We start from the raw sequence: 20,210 nt of genomic DNA on the forward strand, positions 1-20,210 counted from the left end.
AGTCCATCTGTTGGGCGTCATGAGGTAGTCTCGGGACTCCCGGCTTGGGCCAATGTTGTCCCGCGGCCAGTTGTTGACCGTAGGACGACGGGAGCCCCTGAATGTTTGGTCGCCCCCCCATCTTTGACCGGCTCCGCCCGAGCGAGGGTCTCTACGACGGACGCCACGAGCACGACGCGTGTGGTGTCGCTTTCGTCGCGACTCTGACCGGTGAACCGAGCCACGACATCGTGGCCAAGGCTTTGACCGCCCTGCGTAATCTCGAGCACCGTGGCGCCTCCGGTGCCGAGCCGGACTCCGGCGACGGCGCCGGCATCCTGATCCAGATCCCGGACGCCTTCTACCGCAAGGTGTGTGACTTCGAGCTGCCGGTGCAGCGCGGGTACGCAACGGGTATCGCGTTCCTGCCCGCGGACGCCGACGACGCGGCGAAGGCGATCAACCGGATCGAGGAGCTCGCCGCCGAGGAGAAGCTGACCGTCCTGGGCTGGCGGGACATCCCGACCAACCCGGACCTGCTCGGGAACACCGCGCGTTCGGTGATGCCGACGTTCAAGCAGCTGTTCGTGGCCGCGCAGGCGGGCCGCGTGCTCGGCCTGGCGCTGGAGCGGATGGCGTTCCGGCTGCGCAAGCGCGCCGAGAAGGAGACCGAGACCTACTTCCCGTCGTTGTCGGGGCGGACCATCACCTACAAGGGGATGCTCACCACCGACCAGCTGGACAAGTTCTTCCCCGAGCTGACCGACCCCGACTTCGCTTCGGCGATCGGCGTCGTACACAGCCGGTTCTCCACGAACACGTTCCCGTCCTGGCCGCTGGCCCACCCGTACCGGTACATCGCCCACAACGGTGAGATCAACACCGTCCAGGGCAACCGGAACTGGATGCGTGCCCGGGAGGCGTTGCTCGACAGCGACCTGATCCCCGGTGATCTCGAGCAGCTCTACCCGATCTGTACGCCGGGAGCCTCGGACTCGGCGTCGTTCGACGAGGTGCTCGAGCTCCTGCATCTCGGCGGCCGTTCGCTGCCGCACGCGATGCTGATGATGATCCCGGAGGCCTGGGAGAACGCGGCCACGATGGATCCGAAGCGTCGCGCCTTCTACGAGTTCCACTCCACGCTGATGGAGCCGTGGGACGGTCCGGCGTCGGTCGTCTTCTCCGACGGCACCAAGGTCGGCGCCGTGCTGGACCGCAACGGCCTGCGCCCCTCGCGGTACTGGGTCACCGAGGACGGTCTCGTCGTCCTCGCCTCCGAGGCCGGTGTCCTCGACATCGACCCGGCCACTGTCACCGAGAAGGGCCGGCTCGAGCCGGGCCGGATCTTCCTGGTCGACGTCGCGGCGCACCGGATCATCACCGACGCCGAGGTGAAGAACGCGCTCGCCGCCGAGCACCCGTACGACGAATGGCTGCACGGCGGCCTGATCCGGTTCGAGGACCTGCACGAACGCGAGCACGTCGTCCACAGCCACGCTTCGGTGTCCCGCCGCCAGCAGGTGTTCGGGTACACCGAGGAGGAGCTGCGCGTCATCCTCACCCCGATGGCCCGCGCCGGTGCCGAGCCGATCGGCTCGATGGGCACCGACACGCCGATCGCCGTACTCAGCGACCGGCCGCGGCTGCTGTTCGACTACTTCGCGCAGCTGTTCGCCCAGGTCACCAACCCGCCGCTGGACGCGATCCGCGAGGAGCTCGTCACCTCGCTGTCGGCCTCGCTGGGCCCCGAGGCGAACCTGCTCGACCCGAGCCCGGCGTCCTGCCGTCAGGTGGTGCTGCCGTTCCCGGTGATCACGAACGACGAGCTCGCCAAGCTGCGGCACATCAACCTCGACGGCGACATGCCGGGCCTGGCCACCACGGTCCTGCGCGGTGTCTACGACGTCGAAGGCGGGGGAGATGCGCTCCGGGTCCGGCTGGCCGAGATCTGCGCCGAGGCCGACGAGGCGATCCGTGCGGGTGCCCGCATCCTGGTGCTGTCCGATCGCCACTCCAACGCCGACAGCGCGCCGATCCCGTCGCTGCTGCTGACTGCCGCGGTTCATCACCACCTGGTGAGGGAGAAGACCCGCACACAGGTCGGTCTCGTGGTCGAGGCCGGCGATGTGCGCGAGGTGCATCACGTCGCCCTCCTGATGGGGTACGGCGCGGCCGCGATCAACCCGTACCTCGCGCTGGAGTCGGTCGAGGACCTCTGCCGCCAGGGCACGTACCTGCCCGGGATCGAGCCCGAGCAGGCCGTGCGCAACGTGGTGAAGTCGCTCGGCAAGGGCGTACTGAAGGTCATGTCGAAGATGGGTGTCTCGACGGTCGCGTCGTACACGGGCGCCCAGATCTTCGAGGCGAACGGGCTGTCGCCGTTCCTGGTCGACATCTACTTCACCGGTACGTCGTCGCGGATCGGCGGCGTCGGCCTGGACACGATCGCCGAGGAGGTGCGCCGGCGGCACCTGCGGGCGTACCCGGCCGACGGGATCGTGGCCGCGCACCGCAAGCTCGAGATCGGTGGGGAGTACCAGTGGCGGCGTGAGGGTGAGCCGCACCTGTTCGACCCGGACACGGTCTTCCGGCTGCAACACAGCACCCGGACCGGGCGCTACGACATCTTCAAGCAGTACACGGCCCGCGTGAACGAGCAGTCCGAGCGGCTGATGACGCTACGCGGCCTGTTCGGCCTGAGCTCCGACCGGCCGTCGATCCCGATCGACGAGGTCGAGCCGGTCAGCGAGATCGTCAAGCGATTCTCCACCGGCGCGATGAGCTACGGCTCGATCAGCGCCGAGGCGCACACCACGCTGGCGATCGCGATGAACCGGTTGGGCGGCAAGTCCAACACCGGCGAGGGCGGCGAGGACTCCGACCGGCTGCACGATCCGGTCCGCCGAAGCTCGATCAAGCAGGTCGCGTCCGGGCGCTTCGGCGTGACCGCGGAGTACCTGACGAACTCCGACGACATCCAGATCAAGATGGCGCAGGGGGCCAAGCCGGGTGAGGGCGGTCAACTGCCCGGCAACAAGGTCTACCCGTGGGTGGCGAACACCCGGCACTCGACCCCGGGTGTCGGCCTGATCTCGCCGCCACCGCACCACGACATCTACTCGATCGAGGATCTGGCCCAGCTGATCCACGATCTGAAGAACGCCAACCCCTCGGCGCGGATCCACGTGAAGCTGGTCTCCGAGGTCGGCGTCGGCACGATCGCCGCGGGCGTTTCGAAGGCGCACGCGGACGTCGTACTGATCTCCGGGCACGACGGTGGTACCGGTGCGGCGCCGCTGACGTCGCTGAAGCATGCCGGTGGTCCGTGGGAGCTCGGCCTGGCCGAGACCCAGCAGACCCTGCTGCTGAACGGGTTGCGCGACCGGATCGTCGTACAGACCGACGGTCAGCTGAAGACCGGGCGGGACGTGGTCATCGCGGCGCTGCTCGGTGCGGAGGAGTACGGCTTCGCGACCGCGCCGCTGGTCGTGTCGGGCTGCATCATGATGCGGGTCTGCCACCTGGACACGTGTCCGGTCGGGGTCGCGACCCAGAACCCGGTGCTGCGGGAGCGGTTCTCCGGCAAGCCCGAGTTCGTGGTCAACTTCTTCGAGTTCATCGCCGAAGAGGTCCGGGAATACCTTGCTGAGCTGGGGTTCCGGACCCTGGAAGAGGCGATCGGCCATGCCGACGTGCTGGACATCGAGCGCGCGGTCGACCACTGGAAGGCCGACGGGCTCGACCTGTCGCCGATCCTGCACGTGCCCGCGCTGCCGGAGGGTGCTTCCCGGCACCAGACGATCAAGCAGGACCACGGCCTCGACAAGGCGCTCGACAACGAGCTGATCCGGATCTGTCAGCCGGCGCTGGACAACGGCGAGCCGGTGCGGGCCCAGCTGGCGATCCGGAACGTGAACCGGACCGTCGGCACCATGCTCGGCCACGAGATCACCAAGCGGTACAAGTCGGCCGGCCTGGCCGACGGGACGATCGACCTGACCTTCACCGGGTCGGCCGGCAACTCGTTCGCCGCCTTCGTCCCGCGCGGTGTCACCCTGCGACTCGAGGGTGACGCCAACGACTACGTCGGCAAGGGGCTGTCCGGTGGGCGCGTGGTGATCCGGCCCGACCGCAAGGCCCGGTTCGACGCGGCCGACCAGATCATCGCCGGCAACGTCATCGCGTACGGCGCGACCTCCGGCGAGCTCTTCATCAGTGGTGGCGCAGGGCAACGGTTCTGCGTCCGGAACTCCGGCGCCACCGCGGTCGTCGAGGCCGTCGGCGACCACGCCTGTGAGTACATGACCGGCGGGCGCGTCGTCGTACTGGGCGCGACCGGCCGGAACTTCGCCGCGGGCATGTCGGGCGGCGTGGCCCATGTGCTCGACCTGGACCGCGCCCTGGTGAACCCGGAGCTGGTGGACCTGCTCCCACTCACCGAGGACGAGTCCGACCTGTTGGAGGACCTGGTCCGGCGCCACCACGAGGAGACCGGCTCGGAACGGGCGGCGAAGCTGCTCGCCGACTGGGAGGCGGCCGGTCCGCGATTCACGACGGTGTTGCCCCGCGACTACGCCCGGGTGCTGGCGGCCAAGGCGGCCGCCGAGCGGGACGGGCTGGACGAGGACGCGACCACGCGAGCGATGATGGAGGCCATCTGATGGCTGATCCGAAGGGATTCCTCACCACCCAGCGTGAGGTCGCCGAGCGGCGGCCGGTCGACGAACGGGTGAAGGACTGGAAAGAGGTCTACCCCGGTGGGCCCGGCAAAGCGCTGCTGCCGATCATCACCCAGCAGGCCGGCCGGTGCATGGACTGCGGTATCCCGTTCTGCCACAACGGTTGCCCGCTGGGCAACCTGATCCCGGAGTGGAACGACCTGGTCTGGCGCGAGGACTGGTCGAGCGCGATCGAGCGGTTGCACGCGACCAACAACTTCCCGGAGTTCACCGGCCGGTTGTGCCCTGCTCCGTGCGAAACCTCGTGTGTGCTCGGGATCAACCAGGACCCGGTCACGATCAAGAACGTCGAGGTCGCGATCATCGACAAGGCCTGGGAGTCCGGCGACGTCCGGCCCCAGCCGCCGGAATGGCTGACCGGCAAGACGATCGCGGTCGTGGGCTCCGGGCCGGCCGGTCTGGCCGCCGCGCAGCAGCTGACCCGCGCGGGTCACACCGTCGCGGTGTACGAGCGGGCCGACACACCCGGCGGCCTGCTGCGGTACGGGATCCCCGAGTTCAAGATGGAGAAGCTCCAGGTCGACCGGCGGATCCAGCAGATGAAGGACGAGGGCACGGTCTTCCGGTCCGGCGTCAACGTCGGCGTGGACGTGACCGGCACCCAGCTCAAGCAGCGGTACGACGCGGTCGTGATCGCCACCGGGTCGACGGCGGCTCGGGACCTGCCGGTGCCGGGCCGCGAGTACGGCGGCATCCACCAGGCGATGGAGTACCTGCCGCAGTCGAACCGGGCCGCGCTCGGCAAGCCGCCCGCGGACCAGATCGTTGCCACCGGCAAGGACGTCGTCATCATCGGTGGCGGTGACACCGGAGCCGACTGCCTCGGTACGGCGCACCGCCAGGGTGCCCGTTCGGTGACCCAGCTGGAGATCATGCCGCGGCCCGGCGATGACCGCCCGGCCGGACAGCCGTGGCCGACGTACCCGATGATCTACCGCGTCGCCTCGGCGCACGAGGAGGGTGGCGAGCGGGTCTACTCGGTCTCGACCGTCAACTTCGAGGCCGATGCCGACGGCAACGTCTCCGGGCTGAACCTGGTCGAGGTCGAGTTCAAGGACGGCAAGTTCGTGCCGGTCGAGGGCACCGAGCGGACCATCCCGACCCAGCTCGTGCTGCTCGCGATGGGCTTCCTCGGTCCCGAGCGCGAAGGGTTCCTCGAGCAGCTCGGGGTCGAGCTCGACGAGCGCGGCAACGTGAAGCGCGACAAGAGCTACCAGACCTCGGTCGAGGGCGTCTTCGCCTGCGGTGACGCCGGTCGCGGTCAGTCCCTGATCGTCTGGGCCATCGCCGAGGGCAGGTCCTGCGCGAACGGCGTGGACACCCTGCTCACCGGGTCGTCCACGCTGCCGACTCCCATCCCGCCGACCGCCCGCCCGCTGGCGGTCTGATCCGGTCCAGACCTTGGGCACCCACCGAAAGACGCAGCCACGCATGGTCGGTCGGTGCCCGAGGTCGCGGGCTTGGATAGGTTGGGTGCGTGGTTAGGCGGCTGGTGACCAAGGCGCGGCTGCGGGCGATCGCCCCGTGGGCCGCGCTGACTGTGGTCTGGCTGGTGACCAGCGTGACCGTCGGGTTGCTGGGGTTCGTCACCGACAGCGAGCGCGTGACGATCGGGGCGCACGCGGCGAACATCTCACCGACCTTCGACGGGTACGCCACCCTCGACCTCGGCGCGGTGCTGCCACGCTTGCGGATCCCCAGCGGCACGCCGGGCGGCATCGGCCTGAACGTCGATGTCCAGGAGACCGATGCGGACAACCTGACCGAGCTGCTCAACCGGGACGCCCTGATCGCGTCCCAGCCGGACGGTGAGATCGCCCGGATCCAGCAGGTCGTCCAGGAGATGGCGGTCGACAACGCCGTCGCGGGCGCGGGATCCGGTCTGCTGGTGGTGGTACTGGTCGCGACCGTCTGGACGATGATCGGCGTACGACGGCGCCGCGAGCTCTGGCATCTCGTCCACCGGCACGAACGGCGGGTCGAGCACCGGGCGATCGTCGTACTGGTGGCGATGTTGATCACGATCGCCTCGATCTTCGGGCCCGGACGGATGCGGCAGGCGGACGTGACGCCGACCGAATGGCAGCCGCTCGGACAGCTGCTACCGCAGTTGACGCTCGATCCCCGGTTGAAGAACGTGCAGGTCGCGTCCGGGTTCTCCACCACCGGCGGGATCGGGATCATCCGGACCGCGGTCGAGACGTACGACCGGTCGACGGAGTTCTACGGCAAGCTGAAGGACAAGGTCAGCACGGTCAAGGACCAGCTGCACGTGCCCAGCGAGAACGAGACGGTCGCGCTGCTCGTGTCGGACCGGCACGACAATATTGGTATGGACCCGTTCTCCGCCGAGGTGGCGAAGGCGGGCGGCGCGAAGCTGCTGATCGACGCCGGTGACGACTCCTCGTCCGGGCAGGGCTGGGAGGTGTTCAGCATCAACTCGCTGCGCGAGCACTTCAAGGACTTCAAGGTGGTCGCGGTGGCCGGCAACCACGACGCCGGCGGCAACATCGAGAACGCGATGCGCAAGAACGGCTTCACCGTGCTGGACAGCAAGCCGGTCGAGGTGGACGGGATCCGGTTCCTCGGGGACAGCGATCCGACCAAGACCGGTCTGGGCAGCGCGGACATGCCCGGCGACGAGACGACGGGGGAGCAGTCGAAGCGGCTTGCGGACGTCGCCTGCGAACAGCCGGAGGACAAGCGGATCTCGACGTTCGTCGTCCACGACCCTTCGTCGGCCGTCGACACCGCGGCCCGGGGGTGCGCGACGCTGCTGTTGTCCGGTCATTTGCATCACCAGGTCGGGCCCGAGCACCGGGTGGTCGACGGTCGCGCGGTGACGACGTACACGAACGGGACGACCGGGGGAGCGGCGTACGCGTTCGCGCTGGGCTACACGTTGCGGCGGCCGGGCGAGATCGCGCTCGTGACGTACCAGAAGGGTCTGCCGGTCGGCCTGCAGACGGTGACCGCGGAGCTCACCGGAGACATCACGGTCGGGGCCTACACCCCCTTGCCTTCTTGACGATTCGGTTGCCGCGTCAGGCGTCGTCCGCAATCGTCGTCGGCTGTTCACGGGCTGGTAAGGGGGGTGGACCAGCGGACGCAGTGGTGTGCAGGAGTAGGGTTTTGTGACGTGCGTCGCGCAAAGATCGTTTGTACGCTCGGCCCGGCTACGGCCGCCCCCGAGCGCATCCTGGAACTTGTCCAAGCCGGTATGGACGTGGCTCGTCTCAACCTGAGCCACGGTGCCCATGCCGAGCACGAGCGGATCTATCAGCGGATCCGCACTGCCGCCGCGGAGACCGGCAAGAACGTCGGCATCCTCGTCGACCTGCAAGGCCCGAAGATCCGGCTGGCGGAGTTCGCCGAGGGCAAGGCCACGTTGACCTACGGCGAGCGTTTCACCATCACCACCCGTGAGGTGCCTGGTGACGCGACCATCTGCGGTACGACGTACGACGGCCTGCCCGGCGACGTGAATCCTGGTGACCAGCTGCTGATCGACGACGGCCGGATCGCGCTCGTGGCCGAGGAGGTGACCGCGACCGACGTGATCTGCCGCGTCACCGTCGGCGGCCCGGTGTCGAACCACAAGGGCATCAACCTGCCGGGTGTCGCGGTCAGCGTGCCGGCGATGTCCGAGAAGGACGTCGAGGACCTGCGCTGGGCGCTGCACCTGCCGGCCGACATGATCGCGCTGTCGTTCGTGCGGGATGCGGCCGACATCCAGCTGGTGCACAAGATCATGGACGAGGAGGGGCTGCGGCTCCCGGTCGTGGCCAAGATCGAGAAGCCGCAGGCGGTCGCGAATCTCGACGAGATCATCGAGGCCTTCGACGGGTTCATGGTGGCCCGCGGTGACCTCGGTGTGGAGCTCCCGCTCGAGGAGGTCCCGCTGGTCCAGAAGCTGATCATCGACCAGGCCCGGCTGAACGCGAAGCCGGTGATCGTCGCCACCCAGATGCTGGAGTCGATGATCTCCTCGCCGCGCCCGACCCGGGCCGAGGCGTCCGACGTCGCGAACGCCGTACTCGACGGTGCCGACGCGGTCATGCTGTCCGGCGAGACCAGCGTCGGCCGGTTCCCGATCGAGACCGTCAAGACGATGGCCCGGATCGTGGAGTCGACCGAGGAGCACGGCCTGGGCCGGATCGCGGAGATCCAGTGGGAGCCGAAGACCAAGGGCGGTGTGATCGCCCGCGCGGCCGCGGACGTGGCCGAGCGCCTCGAGGCGAAGTACCTGGTCGCCTTCACCCAGTCCGGCGACACCGCCCTCCGACTGGCCCGCTACCGCACCGAGATCCCGGTCCTCGCCTTCACCCCGGTCCCGTCGGTCAGCTCCTGGCTCAGCGTCGTCTGGGGCATCGAGACGCACATCGTCCCCACCGTCGACCACACCGACGAAATGGTCCGCCAGGTAGACCAACGCCTGCTGGAACTGGGCAAACTCCACAAGGGCGACCTGGTGGTCATCGTCGCCGGCTCCCCACCCAGCCTCCCCGGCTCCACCAACGCCCTCCGAGTCCACCGCATGGGCGACGCCATAGAAGGCATAGCCCCCGCCTACCGAACCCCCAACCCGTAACCACCCGCGGGTAAGGCGGACAGCCTCCGGGCTGTCCGCCTTCGTCTATCTAAGACTTCGGCCCGATGAATTCATCGAGCCGCACGACTGCCTCGCGCCGTGCGACTGACAGCGCGTTCCGCCGAGGCATACGCCAGGGGATGTCCAGCCGGTCGAGCGCCTCCTGGCACAGCCGCATGATGTCGGCCGACTCGTTGGAGAACTGGTAGCGCGGGTAGTCGTACCGCTTCGGTACGCCGCCAACCGTTCGAACAGCCCAGTTCGCCACCCGGCAGCCATCGGAGTCGAACAGACCGCGCAGAAACAGTTCGGGGCACTCGGCAACGATCTCGCGCTGCCAGCCCGCCAGCTCGATCGGGCGAAGATGCTTGGGTCCGCTGCCATGCTGCGGGAACAGACACGGCCAGTGCTTCCAGTACGACACGACTGACGTGTACCCGACCGCCTGAACCCGGTGGACCGGGCGAGACGGATGTACGACGAGGACCGCCGCCTCGGCCTCGTCGATCAGCCGCGGATACTTGTCGTCACACGCGATCCAGACGTCTCTTCGATGCTTGGACAGACACCCGTCGCCCAGATAGAGCCCCAGCAGATGCGCGTACGACGCCGCAGGCAGCTTCCCGTTCGTGCACCGAGGACAACCACTCGGGTAAGGCTGACGGTCTGTACGGTCCCGCCAGTCACGCAGCGTAGCCCGAGCCACCCCAAGCCGCTTGCTGACCGCATTGAGACTCTCACCACCAGCCATCGCGACCCGCGCGGCCGCCCGCATCTCCTCGTCGTACACATCACGAGCTTCGCACCCACGACCGACAGATTCCGGTCGGCTATTTGTGCCCTGGGTGGGACTCGAACCCACACTGTATGGTGTTTGAGACCATCATCTCTGCCGGATTGGATTACCAGGGCTTCTGCGTCGAAGATCTTAGCCTAGCGGGCCGGTCGATCAGCAAATTGTCGATAGGTGTTGGCAACCTGGTGGTATGCCTCAGTTCAGGTCGCGGGAGACGGTGGAGTCGGCGTTGGAGATGTCCGACGCCGGCGTACCTGATCGGGTCAACGCCGAGATTCATGGCGTTGCGCTGCAGACGATTCGGACGTGGCGGCGGCGCTATCAGCTTGAGGGGCGTACGAGGGGTGGCAACCGGGGGACGCCGTGCCCGCGGTGTGATGGGGCGGAGCTGGACGAGGCGGCGTATGCCTTGCTGTTGGGGTGGTATCTGGGTGATGGCTCGATCGCGCGTGCGCGGCGGGGTGTGTTCACGCTGCAGATCGCGAATGACCAGAAGTATCCGGAGCTGAACCAGGAGATCGCGGCGACGATCAAGCTGGTGAAGCCGAATGCGAGCCCGTGCCTGCGGGGTGGATCGGCTGCGATCCGGATCGAGGCACGGTGGAAGCACTGGCCGTGTGTCTTTCCGCAGCACGGACCTGGCCGGAAGCACTTGCGGAAGATCGAGCTCGAAGACTGGCAGCGGGAGATTGTTGCCAAGTACCCCGAACAGTTGTTGCGGGGGCTGTTCCACTCCGACGGGTGCCGCGCGCACAACTGGGCTCGCAAGGCTGGTGGCAAGCGGTACGAGTACCCGCGGTACCTGTTCTCCAACAAATCGGACGACATCCTGCGCATCCTCACGGACGCGTTGGACGTGCTTGGCATTCCGTGGCGGCGGTCACGCTGGGATGTGGTTGCGGTGAGTCGGAAGGAAGGGGTTGCGGCGCTCGACACGTTTGTGGGGGCCAAGAGCTGATCGGGGGTCGATATGGTGTGCGGTGTGACTGCTAAGCGTGTGGTGATCGCTGAGGACGAGGCTCTGATTCGGATGGATCTGGCCGAGATGCTGGCCGAGGAGGGGTACGACGTTGTCGGGCAGGCGGGGGACGGTGAAGAGGCCATCCGGCTGGCCACCGAGCATCGGCCCGATCTGGTCATCCTCGACGTGAAGATGCCGAAGCTGGACGGGCTGAGCGCGGCGGAGAAGATCGCCGGCGAGCGGATCGCGCCGGTGCTGATGCTGACGGCGTTCTCGCAGCGTGAGCTGGTCGAGCGGGCCCGCGACGCCGGTGCCATGGCGTACCTGGTGAAACCGTTCTCCAAGGCCGATCTGCTGCCCGCGATCGAGATCGCCGCGTCCCGCTACGTCGAGCTCGCCGAGCTGGAGCGTGAGGTCGCCGACCTGTCCGAGCGGCTGGAGACCCGCAAGCTGGTCGACCGGGCCAAGTCGATCCTGCAGACGAAGTTCGGCCTGTCCGAGCCGGACTCGTTCCGGTGGATCCAGAAAACCGCAATGGACAAAAGAGTTTCCATGCGCCAGGTCGCGGAGTTGGTTGTTGACGAGGCGGGCGGTAGCGACTGAATTACTCTGTGTTGACAGGGCCTGAGCGCGCGTACAGCAATCACCGATACCCATGCTGCTTACCGCTGTAACGACCTCACAACACACGCTCCGTCACATCGCCGGATGGGCTCACTGAGGTCTAACCTGCGGATGCTCGCGGCAAACGCGGGAGTCCGGGGATCGCCGGGCTTTGCAGACATTGGAGGAACAGTGCACCAGCGTTCCGTAGTAAGGGTCGGCGCGTCGCTGATCGTTGCGTCGTTGGCCCTGACCGCGTGCGGTTCGCGCAGTGGCGACGACGCCGGGGGAAGCTCGGGCAGCGCGACGAAGACTGCCAAGATCGGTGTGATCGCGCCTCTGTCCGGAGACCTGTCCGCCCTGGGTCTGGGTATCCAGCACTCGGTCGAGCTGGCCGTGAAGCAGGCCAACGACTCGAACGCGATCCCGGGCTGGAAGCTCGAGGTTGTGCCGAAGGACGACGAGGCGAAGCCGGACCCGGGTAAGAACGGTGCGACCGCGCTCGCGGGTGACCCCGACGTCATCGGCGTGGTCGGCACGCTGAACACCAGCGTCAGCCAGCAGGTCCAGCCGGTGCTCGCGCCGAAGAACATCGTCCAGGTCTCGCCGGCCAACACCGGCCCCGGCCTGACCCAGGGCGCGAACTGGCAGACCGACCCGAAGCGTCCGTACGCGAGCTACTTCCGTACGTGTACGACCGACGCGATCCAGGGTCCGTTCGCGGCGCGCTACCTGTACGAGACCGCGAAGATCACCAAGGTCGCCACGATCCACGACAAGCTGGCCTACGGCCAGGGTCTGGTCGGCACCTTCACCGAGGAGTTCAAGAAGCTCGGCGGCACCGTCGTCGCGGCGCAGACGATCAACCCGGACGACTCGAACTACCAGGCTGTCATCTCGGCGATCAAGCCGTCCGCGCCGCAGGCCGTCTACTACGGTGGCCAGTACCCGCAGGCCGGCCCGCTCTCGCAGCAGATGAAGGCCGCCGGCCTGAACATCCCGCTGATGGGTGGCGACGGCATCAAGGACCCGAAGTACATCACCCTGGCCGGTAAGACCAGCGACAACGACCTGTCCACCTCGGTCGGCGCCCCGACGGACTCGACCGAAGCCGGCAAGAAGTTCCTCGCCGACTACAAGGCGGCCGGTTACAAGGAGGACTCCGCGGCGTACGGCGGTTACTCCTACGACGCGGCGAACACGATCATCAACGCGCTCAAGACGTCGCTGAAGGACGCCAAGGACGTCGAGTCCGCGCGGCAGGCGACGGTCGATGCCGTGGGCAAGGTTTCGTTCGACGGCGTGACCGGTAAGGTCGCGTTCGACCAGTACGGCGACAGTACCGCCAAGGTGCTGACTGTCTACAAGGTTGCCGGCGGCCAGTGGGCCACCGTGGAAACCAAGGACTTCGCCGCCAAGTAAGCAGAGTCGACCTGATGTCTCGGGGGTGGGAGCGGATCCTCCCACCCCCGAGGCGTGTCACAACTGAGGCAGATGGGAGGTCGACGTGGACCAGTTCTTCCAGCAGCTCGTGAACGGGCTGACCCTTGGGTCGCTGTACGCCCTGATCGCGGTCGGGTACACCGTCGTCTACGGCATCGTGCAGCTGATCAACTTCGCCCACGGCGAGGTGTTCATGATCGGTGCGTTCGGCGCACTGACCACATACCTGTTGTTCTTCGACGGCAAGACCGACGTCTGGATCCTGCCGATCATGATCGTCGGTGCCATGATCGCGTCGGTCGGTACGGCGGTGTTGATGGAACGAGTCGCGTATCGTCCCCTGCGAAACGCGCCCCGGCTCGCACCGCTGATCACGGCGATCGGCATTTCCGTGTTCCTGCAAGAGTTCATCCGCCTGTTCTACGAGCGTCCGGGCTGGACGGTTGTGGTGTTCGCCGGCCTGGCCGTTGCCATCGGCTACTTCATCGGTGCCCGGCAGGCGAAGGTGAATCTGAACAACCCGGTCACCAAGTGGTACGACCGCGCCCCGCTGATCGGTTCCATCGGTGGCGCCATCGTGCTGTGGATCGTCGTCCGGCTGCTCGACCGGGACGTCAGCGTCCTGCTGGTTCCGGGTGTGATCGTCCTCGGCGCGATCGTCGGTACGGCGGTCGGCCTCGCCGGCGGCCTGGTGTCGCGCCGGAAGGCGCGCGCCGAGGTCAAGTTGCCGGTGATCGCGGTCGCGGCGGTGACCACGGCCGTGGCAGCCGAGCTGGGCTGGGTGATCTTCAAGGAGATCATCACCAGCATCGAATGGCCCACCGCCAAGCAACGCATCCCGTTCCCGCAGCTCGACGTGGTCACCGGTACGGCGATCAACGTCGGCGGCGTGACGATCCAGCGGTCCGCGATCTTCACCATCGCCGCGCTCGTGGTCTGCGCGATCGTGCTCTGGTTCTTCGTCAACCGGACCCGGCTCGGCCGCGGTATGCAGGCCGTCTCGCAGGATCCGGACACCGCCCGGCTGATGGGCATCAACGTCGACCGGATCATCGTGGTCGCGTTCGCGCTCGGCGCCGTCCTCGCGGCGATCGCGGGTGTCTCGCAGGGTCTGCAGAACAACAACATCGACTTCCGGATGGGCTTCCTGGCCGGTCTGAAGGCGTTCACCGCCGCGGTGCTCGGTGGTATCGGCAACATCTACGGCGCTGTGGTGGGTGGTCTGGTCCTCGGCGTCGTCGAGGCGATGGCCACGCAGTACATCCCGGGCCAGTTCGGTGGTGGCACCTGGAAGGACGTGTGGGCGTTCGTCATCCTGATCCTGGTCCTGGTGTTCCGGCCGCAAGGTCTGCTCGGCGCGAGGGTGGTGGACAGGGCATGACGGATGTCAAAGCTCCTCCGGCGGCACCGGAGGCTCCGGCGCAGCCGCCGAACAAGGCGATCGCCTGGCCGCTTGGTCTGGCCGGCGTGGTGCTGGTCGTCCTCGGTTCGTTCCTGTCGTGGAGCTACGACAAGACGATCCTGAACGACCTGTCGATCGACTTCTATCCCGGTGGTCTGCAGATCCTGGCGATCATCATCGCGGTGCTCGCTCTCGTCCTGCTGCTGGCCGAGAAGGGCCCGCTGCGGAAGCTGGGCGCCTGGCTGGACGCGACGCTCGGGCTGCGCATGCTCGGCACCGGGCTCGCGCTGTACATGGTGCTGGTCCTGGTCGCGATCTCCACCGAGTCCGACGGCCTGATCAACGTGAACCCGGGCGGCTACGTCGCGCTCGTGGGGGCGCTGGCGCTGGCTGTCTCGGGCTGGATGCTGCCGTTGCGGCAACTGCGGGACATGAGCGAGGCGAGGTCGCCGAGCTGGGTCGAGATCCTCTCGATCGCGGTCCTGATGGCCGCGGTGCTGTTCGTCGCGGCGTACGCACTCGGTCTGCAGGACGCCTGGTCGTTCATCCTGTGTCTGGTGTTCGTCGCCGTCGTGGCGACGGCGTTGTTCCGGACCGGGACGCTGACCTGGATCGGTCACGTCGCGCAACGCAACAAGAAGGTCCTCACGCTGGCGGCGTTCGTGGTCGCGTTCCTGTTCCCGTTCACGCAGAACGGGTCGGACGCGAACATGTCGATCGCGAACCAGGTGCTGATCTTCGGCGCGACCGCGATGGGCCTGAACATCGTCGTCGGTCTGGCCGGTCTGCTCGACCTCGGGTACATCGCGTTTCTCGGAGCCGGTGCCTACACGGCCGCCACCCTGTCGACCTCGGCGTTCGCCACCATCGGGTGGAAGCCGCCGTTCCTGGTCGTGGTCCTCGTCGGTGCGTGTGTGTCCGCGATCCTGGGTCTGATCATCGGTACGCCGACACTGCGCGTGTCGGGCGACTACTTGGCGATCGTGACGCTGGGCTTCGGTGAGATCTTCCGGTTCTCGATGGGCAACCTGGACGGCAACAACGGCCCGAACCTGACCAACGGGCCGAACGGCATCCCTGGTATTCCCGACCTGCAGATCGGCGGGTTCAACTTCGGCAGCGAACATGTGGTCGCGGGCATCGACCTCGGCCGGTTCTCGAACTACTACTTCCTGCTGCTGATCCTGATCGGTTTCGTCATCCTGGTCTTCTCCCGGCTGAACAACAGCCGGATCGGCCGTGGCTGGGTGGCGATCCGGGAGGACGAGAAGGCCGCCGAGGCGATGGGCGTGAACGTCTTCGGCCTGAAGCTGCTGGCGTTCGCGGTCGGCGCGTTCCTGGCCGGACTGGCCGGCACGATCAAGGCGCACCAGGATGCCGCGGTCAGCCCGGACCAGTACCAGTTCCTGGAGTCCGCGTTCCTGCTCGCCGCGATCGTGCTCGGTGGTATGGGCACCATCGCCGGTGTGTTGCTCGGGGCAACGATCCTGAAGCTGCTGCCGGAGAAGCTGCGGTTCTTCTCGGAGTACCGGCTGCTGATGTTCGGTCTGCTGCTGGTGCTGATGATGCGGTTCCGGCCGGAGGGCCTGGTCGCGAGCAGACGCAGACAGCTGGAGTTCCACGAGGAGGACGAGGCGCTGGCCGTCGCCGTCGAAGAGGAACGCCTCATCGTCGCTGAGGAGGCGAAATGACCACCGTTCAGGATGAGGTAACCCGGGCCGGCGTGACCGATGCGGTCGTGCTCGAAGCCACCGGTGTGACGATGCGGTTCGGCGGTCTGCTGGCGGTGAACAACGTCAACCTCAGCGTCCGGCAGGGCGAGATCGTCGGTCTGATCGGCCCGAACGGTGCCGGCAAGACCACGTTCTTCAACTGCCTGACCGGCCTCTACCGGCCGACCAGCGGTCAGGTCCGGTTCGCGGCCTCACCGCCGCCGAAGCGGGAGCGGCGCTCGTTCCGGTACTACCTGACCGGCTTCTGGTTCCGGCAGATCAAGGAGGTGGCGCTGCTCCCCGACAACGTCGGGCTCACGCCGCCGGTTGCGAGCGAGCTGGGCCCGCTGCCGCCGAAGCCACGCGCGGTGGTTCGGGCGGGGATGGCCCGGACGTTCCAGAACATCCGGCTGTTCGCGAACATGACCGCCCTCGAGAACGTCATGGTCGGCCGCTACTGCCGCACCAGTTCGGGCGCGCTCACCTCGATCCTGCACGGACCGAAGTTCCGGTACGAGGAAGCGGCGACCCGGAAGCGGGCGCAGGAGTTGCTCGAGTTCGTCGGGCTGGGCAAGTCTGCCGAGCACCTGGCCCGGAACATGCCGTACGGCGACCAGCGGCGGTTGGAGATCGCCCGTGCCCTGGCCACCGACCCGAAGCTCATCCTGCTGGACGAGCCGACGGCCGGGATGAACCCGCAGGAGACCCGGCAGGCCAGTGACCTGATCTTCAAGATCCGGGACTCGGGTCTGGCCGTCGTGGTGATCGAGCACGACATGCGGTTCATCTTCAACCTCTGTGACCGGGTGCTCTGCCTGGTCCGTGGCGAGGGTCTGGTGGAGGGCACGCCGGCCGAGGTGCAGTCCGACCCGCGGGTGATCGAGGCCTACATCGGCACCGGTGAGGACGACGACGAGGATGTCGACGTCCAACCCGCCCGCGTCCAGGACACGACGATCGCCGACACGGAGGACCAGTCATGACCGTGTTGATGTCACGCCTCCGGCGCGGCGAGTCATCGGGCTTTTACTCCCGGGCTTCCCTCGTCGTTCCAGTCGCTTCGCTCCCTCCACTCCTCAGTCCAGTCCGGGAGGCCCGATGACCGCGATGCTCGAGGTGCGTGACCTGGAAGTTGCCTACGGCAAGATCGTTGCGGTGAAGCGGATCAGCTTCAGCGTGGAGCAGGGCCAGGTGGTCTCGCTGATCGGTACGAACGGTGCCGGCAAGACCACCACGCTGCGGACGATCTCCGGCCTGCTCCGGCCGTCCTCGGGCGAGATCCTGTTCCAGGGTGAGCGGATCGACCACGTGGCCGCGCACGACATCGTCGCGCGCGGTCTGGCCCACTCGCCGGAAGGGCGGCGGATCTTCCCGAAGCTGTCGGTCGAGGAGAACCTGCTGCTCGGCGCGTTCGCCCGCAAGGATCCCGCGGGCGTGCGGTCCGACCTGGCCGCGGCGTACGAGCTGTTCCCGATCCTGGGCGAACGACGTAAGCAGCCGGCCGGGACGTTCTCCGGCGGCGAGCAGCAGATGCTGGCGATGGGCCGGGCGATGATGAGCCGGCCGAAGCTGCTGATGCTGGACGAGCCGTCGATGGGTCTGTCGCCGATCATGATGAAGCGGATCATGTCGACCGTGACCGAGTTGCAGCGCCAGGGCACCACGATCCTGCTGGTCGAGCAGAACGCCCAGGCAGCATTGAAACGAGCCGACTTCGGCTACGTCCTCGAGGTCGGCCAGATCGTTCTGTCCGGCACCGGCCGGGACCTGCTGGTCAACGACGAGGTCCGCAAGGCCTACCTCGGCGAAGACTGACCCCTCCGCCCCACCACCATTTGGCTGGCAGACCCACCAAATTCGCTGGCAGACCCACCAGATGCGGGGTTTGTGACCCTGAACCAGGGTCACAAACCCCGCATTTCCCTGGCTGGCCAGGGAAATGCGGTCGGGGTGTGATGTGTGGTGGTGAGCGAGGTGGGGGTGGGGGTAGGGGTTTGGGGGTGGAGTCAGTTGCGGATGACGACGAGCAGCTGAACCAGCAGTGGGGCGACGATCAGGGCGGGGAGGAGGTCGGCGACGGCGACCTGCTTGATCTTGAGCAGGCGCAGCGCGACACCGATCAGCATCACGCCGCCGGTGGCGCCGAGCGCGGTCACATGTGCTTCGGGGAGTACGTCGCCCAGCACCGCACCGACCGCGGTCATCAGGCCTTGGACGACGAGCACGACCAGAGCTGACGCGGCGACGCCCCAGCCGAACGACGCGGCGAACGCGATCGAGGTGAATCCGTCCAGGACCGCCTTCAGGAACAGCTGATCCGCACCCCGGCCGAGTCCGTCGGACAACGCGCCCAGGAACGTCAGCGGCCCGACGCAGAACACCATCGAGGCGGACACGAATCCCTCGACGAACTTGCCTTCGCCCTCGCCGCGGTCGAACCGGTGCTGGATCCAGGCGCCGAATCCTTCCAGCCGCTGCTCGATCCGCAGCAGCGAGCCGATGATCCCGCCGATCAGCATCGCGCCGAGCACGATCAGGATCGGGGCGCTGTCGCCGACGGCGTCGCTGAGCGCGTCGTCGCCGACCGTGAGCGCCGACGAGATCGCTATCAGCAGCGTGACCAGACCGATCGCATCGGTGACCAGATCGCGGGTCCGGTGACTGAGCCGGTGGCCGATGAGTACGCCGAGTACCGACCCGACAAGCACCGTCGCGACGTTCACGACGGTGCCGATTCCGATGAACAACCCTGTCTCCGATCGCCTGCTTTTGCAACGGCCCGCCGAGGGCCTACTGTTGCGCGAGGACGAGCGTATCCGCCGTCTTCGTTCACCTCGGGGGTGGACCGGACCAGGAGGTCGCTGTGGCATCAGCCATCGAGGTGAGGGACGCCCGGACGGGGGATGCCGCCGCCTTGGTCGCGCTGTGGCGCGAGTTGAGTACGGCGGGTGGACACCCGTCCCGCCTGCCCGCGACGCCGTCCGAGGCCGCCGTAGAGGTTGCCGTCAGCAAGCACCTGGACGACCCGTTCGGCCGGATGCTGGTCGGTGAGTTGGACGGCGAGGTGCACGGGATGGCCTACCTGCGCCGGACCGCGATCAGCCCCCTGCACGAGGACCTGACCGTCACCGTCGAGTTCCTGCACGTCAGTGACCCCGCCCGCCGGCACGGTCTGGGCAAGGCCCTGATCGCCGAGGCCGTTGGCTGGGCCGAGCGGGAGAACTGTGCGCACCTGGCCGCGGTCGCTCCGGCCATCGCCCGCGAGGCGAACCGTTTCCTCGCGCGGTTGGGTCTCGGTCAGGCCGGCGTGCTGCGGTTCGCGACCACGCACACCGTGCGCCGGCGCCTCGCCGCCGAGCACGCGCCGAATCTGCTCGCCCTGCTGTCGTCCCGCCGTTCCGTGGCGGCCCGGCGCGCCCAGCTCGCCCGCCCGCTCCCCGCGACCGTGCCGCCGCTGAGCGACGAGGTCACTTACCCGGCGGAGCCTGAATCAGCTGGCACGTGATCCGGGCCGTGCAGACCCGCTTGTCCCGGTCGTCGGTGATGACGATCTCGTACGACGTCGTCGTTCGGCCGAGGTAGATCGGGGTCGCGACGCCGGTCACCGTTCCTTCGCGGACCGCGCGGTGGTGGGTGGCGTTGATGTCGACACCGACGGCCACCTTGTCGTGGGTCGCGGCGTGCAGGGCCGATCCGATCGATCCGAGGCTCTCGGCCAGGACGCAGGACGCGCCGCCGTGCAGCAGCCCGTACGGCTGGGTGTTGCCCTTGACCGGCATGGTCGCGACGACTCGCTCCGGCGACGCCTCGCTGACAACGATGCCCATCAGGTGGATGAGCGTCCCGTCGATCTGCATGCCCGGACCCAGGCTCGTGCTGTCATCTGTCACAGGGGCACACTACCTTCGCGGTGTCGGGGATGCGCGGGGTAAGAACTGTCCGTGGGAACCACTAGAGTCGGTGTGTGGCTCCAGATACCAACAC

The 20,210-nt window shown here is 67.5% G+C and carries 15 protein-coding genes and 1 tRNA gene; 12 read left to right on the forward strand and 4 right to left on the reverse strand.

Annotated elements, in window-relative coordinates; all coding sequences use genetic code 11:
* Nucleotides 1-101 precede the first annotated feature (101 nt).
* The 4 genes from gltB (at nt 102) to pyk (ending at nt 9,309) form a co-directional block, all read left to right on the forward strand.
* Nucleotides 102-4,640, forward strand: a complete 4,539-nt coding sequence (gene gltB / locus ACWF4Z_RS11785) for a glutamate synthase large subunit (protein ID WP_452242958.1) — start codon at nt 102-104, stop codon at nt 4,638-4,640.
* On the forward strand, nt 4,640-6,106 hold the full coding sequence (locus tag ACWF4Z_RS11790; RefSeq protein WP_452242959.1) for a glutamate synthase subunit beta: 1,467 nt from the start codon (nt 4,640-4,642) through the stop codon (nt 6,104-6,106). Before gltB ends, ACWF4Z_RS11790 begins: the two co-directional genes overlap by 1 nt.
* An 89-nt stretch (nt 6,107-6,195) precedes the next feature.
* Complete coding sequence (locus tag ACWF4Z_RS11795; RefSeq protein ID WP_452242960.1) at nt 6,196-7,746, forward strand: metallophosphoesterase family protein; 1,551 nt, start codon at nt 6,196-6,198, stop codon at nt 7,744-7,746.
* Between the two features lie 111 nt (nt 7,747-7,857).
* Nucleotides 7,858-9,309 carry a pyruvate kinase gene (gene pyk, locus ACWF4Z_RS11800; RefSeq protein WP_452242961.1) on the forward strand — a complete coding sequence of 484 codons (1,452 nt, stop codon included), beginning with the start codon at nt 7,858-7,860 and terminating at the stop codon, nt 9,307-9,309.
* 49 nt (nt 9,310-9,358) lie between these two features.
* Here pyk and ACWF4Z_RS11805 read toward each other — a convergent pair whose 3' ends face one another.
* Entirely contained in the window at nt 9,359-10,099 is a 741-nt protein-coding gene (locus tag ACWF4Z_RS11805) for a transcriptional regulator (RefSeq protein WP_452242962.1), read from the reverse strand.
* Between the two features lie 47 nt (nt 10,100-10,146).
* A tRNA-Leu gene (locus ACWF4Z_RS11810) sits at nt 10,147-10,221 on the reverse strand.
* A 74-nt stretch (nt 10,222-10,295) separates the two neighbouring features.
* Here ACWF4Z_RS11810 and ACWF4Z_RS11815 point away from each other — a divergent pair.
* The 7 genes from ACWF4Z_RS11815 to ACWF4Z_RS11845 all read left to right on the forward strand — a co-directional run bounded on the left by ACWF4Z_RS11815 (nt 10,296) and on the right by ACWF4Z_RS11845 (nt 18,041).
* Nucleotides 10,296-11,063: a transcriptional regulator gene (locus ACWF4Z_RS11815; protein ID WP_452242963.1), complete on the forward strand. Its 768-nt coding sequence runs from the start codon at nt 10,296-10,298 to the stop codon at nt 11,061-11,063.
* Nucleotides 11,064-11,075: 12 nt separating this feature from the next.
* On the forward strand, nt 11,076-11,669 hold the full coding sequence (locus ACWF4Z_RS11820; RefSeq protein ID WP_452242964.1) for an ANTAR domain-containing response regulator: 594 nt from the start codon (nt 11,076-11,078) through the stop codon (nt 11,667-11,669).
* A 192-nt stretch (nt 11,670-11,861) separates the two neighbouring features.
* Nucleotides 11,862-13,091 carry a branched-chain amino acid ABC transporter substrate-binding protein gene (locus ACWF4Z_RS11825; protein ID WP_452242965.1) on the forward strand — a complete coding sequence of 410 codons (1,230 nt, stop codon included), beginning with the start codon at nt 11,862-11,864 and terminating at the stop codon, nt 13,089-13,091.
* 85 nt (nt 13,092-13,176) lie between these two features.
* Nucleotides 13,177-14,493, forward strand: a complete 1,317-nt coding sequence (locus tag ACWF4Z_RS11830) for a branched-chain amino acid ABC transporter permease (RefSeq protein ID WP_452242966.1) — start codon at nt 13,177-13,179, stop codon at nt 14,491-14,493.
* Nucleotides 14,490-16,205 (forward strand): branched-chain amino acid ABC transporter permease, encoded by a 1,716-nt coding sequence (locus tag ACWF4Z_RS11835; protein WP_452242967.1) that lies wholly within the window; start codon nt 14,490-14,492, stop codon nt 16,203-16,205. Before ACWF4Z_RS11830 ends, ACWF4Z_RS11835 begins: the two co-directional genes overlap by 4 nt.
* On the forward strand, nt 16,202-17,209 hold the full coding sequence (locus ACWF4Z_RS11840) for an ABC transporter ATP-binding protein (RefSeq protein ID WP_452242968.1): 1,008 nt from the start codon (nt 16,202-16,204) through the stop codon (nt 17,207-17,209). The genes ACWF4Z_RS11835 and ACWF4Z_RS11840 overlap by 4 nt, the downstream gene beginning before the upstream one ends.
* A gap of 115 nt (nt 17,210-17,324) precedes the next feature.
* Nucleotides 17,325-18,041, forward strand: coding sequence for an ABC transporter ATP-binding protein (locus tag ACWF4Z_RS11845; RefSeq protein ID WP_452242969.1), 717 nt, complete (start codon nt 17,325-17,327; stop codon nt 18,039-18,041).
* Nucleotides 18,042-18,232: 191 nt separating this feature from the next.
* Here the strand turns inward: ACWF4Z_RS11845 and ACWF4Z_RS11850 are convergent, their stop codons facing one another.
* On the reverse strand, nt 18,233-18,973 hold the full coding sequence (locus tag ACWF4Z_RS11850; protein ID WP_452242970.1) for a DUF554 domain-containing protein: 741 nt from the start codon (nt 18,971-18,973) through the stop codon (nt 18,233-18,235).
* Nucleotides 18,974-19,089: 116 nt separating this feature from the next.
* On the opposite strand from ACWF4Z_RS11850, the gene ACWF4Z_RS11855 reads away from it, so the two are divergent.
* Entirely contained in the window at nt 19,090-19,731 is a 642-nt protein-coding gene (locus tag ACWF4Z_RS11855; protein ID WP_452242971.1) for an N-acetyltransferase family protein, read from the forward strand.
* Here ACWF4Z_RS11855 and ACWF4Z_RS11860 read toward each other — a convergent pair.
* Nucleotides 19,694-20,116, reverse strand: coding sequence for a hotdog fold thioesterase (locus ACWF4Z_RS11860; protein ID WP_452242972.1), 423 nt, complete (start codon nt 20,114-20,116; stop codon nt 19,694-19,696). The genes ACWF4Z_RS11855 and ACWF4Z_RS11860 overlap by 38 nt on opposite strands.
* Nucleotides 20,117-20,210: the final 94 nt, after the last annotated feature.

The sequence above is a fragment of the Kribbella sp. NPDC055071 genome, assembly GCF_053608045.1.

Excerpts from the sequence above, each read along its gene's own strand:
- ACWF4Z_RS11815 (WP_452242963.1), top strand. The coding sequence starts at position 10,296 with ATGCCTCAGTTCAGGTCGCGGGAGACGGTGGAGTCGGCGTTGGAGATG.
- ACWF4Z_RS11840 (WP_452242968.1), top strand. The coding sequence starts at position 16,202 with ATGACCACCGTTCAGGATGAGGTAACCCGGGCCGGCGTGACCGATGCG.
- gltB (WP_452242958.1), top strand. The coding sequence starts at position 102 with ATGTTTGGTCGCCCCCCCATCTTTGACCGGCTCCGCCCGAGCGAGGGT.
- ACWF4Z_RS11845 (WP_452242969.1), top strand. The coding sequence starts at position 17,325 with ATGACCGCGATGCTCGAGGTGCGTGACCTGGAAGTTGCCTACGGCAAG.
- ACWF4Z_RS11790 (WP_452242959.1), top strand. The coding sequence starts at position 4,640 with ATGGCTGATCCGAAGGGATTCCTCACCACCCAGCGTGAGGTCGCCGAG.
- ACWF4Z_RS11820 (WP_452242964.1), top strand. The coding sequence starts at position 11,076 with ATGGTGTGCGGTGTGACTGCTAAGCGTGTGGTGATCGCTGAGGACGAG.
- ACWF4Z_RS11835 (WP_452242967.1), top strand. The coding sequence starts at position 14,490 with ATGACGGATGTCAAAGCTCCTCCGGCGGCACCGGAGGCTCCGGCGCAG.